The organism is Streptomyces chiangmaiensis (genome assembly GCF_036281785.1).
In the GTDB taxonomy this organism is placed as follows: domain Bacteria; phylum Actinomycetota; class Actinomycetes; order Streptomycetales; family Streptomycetaceae; genus Streptomyces; species Streptomyces chiangmaiensis.
The window spans coordinates 1-2,378 of sequence record NZ_JAYWVC010000474.1 but is presented as its reverse complement, the minus strand read 5'-3'; the positions used below and the strand labels follow the sequence as shown (position 1 = coordinate 2,378).

Here is a 2,378-nt window from a genome sequence, read left to right as displayed (position 1 = left end):
CCGGTGTGCGGGTGAGAATCGACTCCCGCACCGATCCGGTGCTCGCCACCGAAGAGAGCGCTGCCATGTCGGTCCCGCAGACGAGCCAGCGAACCGCTCCACCCTGCCCCCACAACTGCGAGATCTGCAGGCTCACATTGAGCGTGCGACCGTCGCGGTGACGGACCGCCGTGATGCCGGACCAGCCACCCCGGGCACGGCACTGCTCCGCGAACTCCCCCGACCGCAACGCGCTCTGGGCGAACGGCAGCACCACCGAGACGGACCGGCCCACCACCTCCCCGGCCGAGTATCCGACAAGGCGCTGCGCGGTGTCCGTCCACCCGACCACCATCCCATCGGCGTCGAGCATCGCAATCGCAGCGTCGGGTATCTCGCGGTGGTTGGCTTTCTCACTGAGGGTGTGGAGAGTGTTGGGCACGGGTTCCTCCCGTCAGGTGGATCTGCAGAGCGCGCTGGAGGCGACGCGATTGCCCCGGCCGTGCGGTGCCGGGTCAGCGTCCTGGCGCCCTGCGCAGGCTGCGGCACCCGGTGCCCCACCCTGTTCCCGGCAACCCCGGCCGACGCGATCCCGATGCGCGGCCGTGAGGCCATGGGACGCGTCCGGGCGCCAGACCTCGCCGATGCCCCCCAACGTCGCGCTCGTGGCCCCAGCCTCGGTCATCATGCCTCCACGATACCCCTAAGCTAATGGATTAAGCGAGTGTATCCATTTGGAAGATAGGGTTTGATTTTCCAACCCATGTGGTTATGGTGGGTTTAGATCACCGGTCATCGTGCCGGGCGGCCAGGTGATCGCCCCGTGCCAGGGAGGCCCGCATGCGTGACGCGGTCATCGTCGAAGCCGTACGTACCCCGTGGGGAAGAGCAAGTCGAACGGCGGCCCTCGCGCACGTCCACCCCGTGGAGCTCCTCGCCCCCACCCTGCGACCCTCAGCGGCCACCACCGCGCACGTGCGCGTACCACCAGCCACGCGGTACAGCGCGACGGCACCCCTCCCCAGTTCACCGAAGTGGAGTTTCCAATGACTGACATGCAACCGGTTCTCGTCACCGGCGCTACGGGAAAGACCGGACGGCACGCTGTGCGCTTCCTCAGGGAGTCCGGGCTGCCCGTGCGCGCTCTCGTCCACCGGCATGACGAGCGTTCTCGCCAACTGGAAGACTTGGGCGCTGAAGTTGCCGTTGGGGACCTGCTGGATCTGGATGCGATGACCGCGGTGACCCGTGGGGTGCGCAGTGCGTACTTCACCTACCCGATCATGCCCGGCCTGATCGAGGCCACTACGGTCTTCGCGCAGGCAGCAGCGGACAACGGGGTGGAAGCCGTCGTCAACATGTCCCAGATTTCCGCGCGCCGCGAGGCGACCAGCAACGCCGCTCGCCACCACTGGCTTGCCGAGCGTCTACTGGACCACTATCCGGTACCCGCGACCCACCTGCGGCCGACCTTCTTCGCCGAGTGGCTGCTCGTCTTCGGGGACTGGAGCGGACGAGAGGGTCTGTTGCGTCTCCCCATGGGGCATGGCAGGCACGCTCCGATCGCCGCCGAGGACCAGGGCAGGGTCATCGCTGCCATCCTTGCCGACCCACAGCCGCACGCCGGTCGCATCTATCCGCTGCACGGGCCGAAGGAACTGGACTACGACGAGATCGCCGCGGCCCTCGCGCGAACGCTGGGACGCCCCGTGCGATACGAGCCAGTAGACGTCGACGCCTTCGTCCGCACATTGGAGGCCCGGGGCTGGCACCCGCACACCGTGCAGCACCTGCGAAACGTCGTCGTCGATTACCAGAACGGTGTGTTCGCCGGGACGAACAACGTCGTGCGGGACGTGGGCGGCACAGAGCCATTGAGTGTCGAAGCGTACGCGGCACGGCACCGGGATGCCATGACGGCCCACTGACGAGGGTCCCACCGCGAGGAGTTGTCGCTGCTACTACCAACAGGGCAGCCGACGGAGTCCCTACGAGCCGTTGCTCGATACGCGGCCGGGCAGCGGGCCGGAGGCGTACTGCCACCGCGCGAGGCTCCATGCGGTCCGCTACCTCGTGGACAAGGCGTCAAGTGGCGGGCGATGGCAGCTACTTGATCCCGTGGGACCGGGCATGCGCATGCTTCTGCCGCAGGCGCGACCACGCCCTGGTCAAAGAGTTCCAGTGGGATATGGCGGTCTGGCGAGAGAGCGATGGTCGCCGCCATGGAACGTGACCTTTTGCAGGCCGGTCCAGGCCAAGTGGCGGCTACTCCGCTCGCAGATCACCTCAGTTCGCGTCCCCGACCCTCTCTCCGAGAGGCATGCAGCAAGCTGTATAGTTTGATTTTCAAACTATACAGGCGGGAGGCCAGGCACATTGCCCGCGGCCTTTCCTGGCCC

At 67.1% G+C, this 2,378-nt stretch carries 2 protein-coding genes; one reads left to right on the top strand and one right to left on the bottom strand.

Annotated elements, in window-relative coordinates; translation table 11 throughout:
- The coding region (locus VXC91_RS44590) for a PAS domain-containing protein (protein ID WP_329513047.1) at positions 1-421 on the bottom strand (421 nt) is incomplete at its 3' end.
- A 604-nt stretch (positions 422-1,025) separates the two neighbouring features.
- Between VXC91_RS44590 and VXC91_RS44585 the strand changes: the two genes are divergently transcribed.
- Positions 1,026-1,907 (top strand): NmrA family NAD(P)-binding protein, encoded by an 882-nt coding sequence (locus VXC91_RS44585; RefSeq protein ID WP_329513046.1) that lies wholly within the window; start codon positions 1,026-1,028, stop codon positions 1,905-1,907.
- Positions 1,908-2,378 lie beyond the last annotated feature (471 nt).

Bases quoted from the DNA above. Each gene is read 5' to 3' on its own strand.
- VXC91_RS44585 (WP_329513046.1), top strand. From the start codon at position 1,026: ATGACTGACATGCAACCGGTTCTCGTCACCGGCGCTACGGGAAAGACC.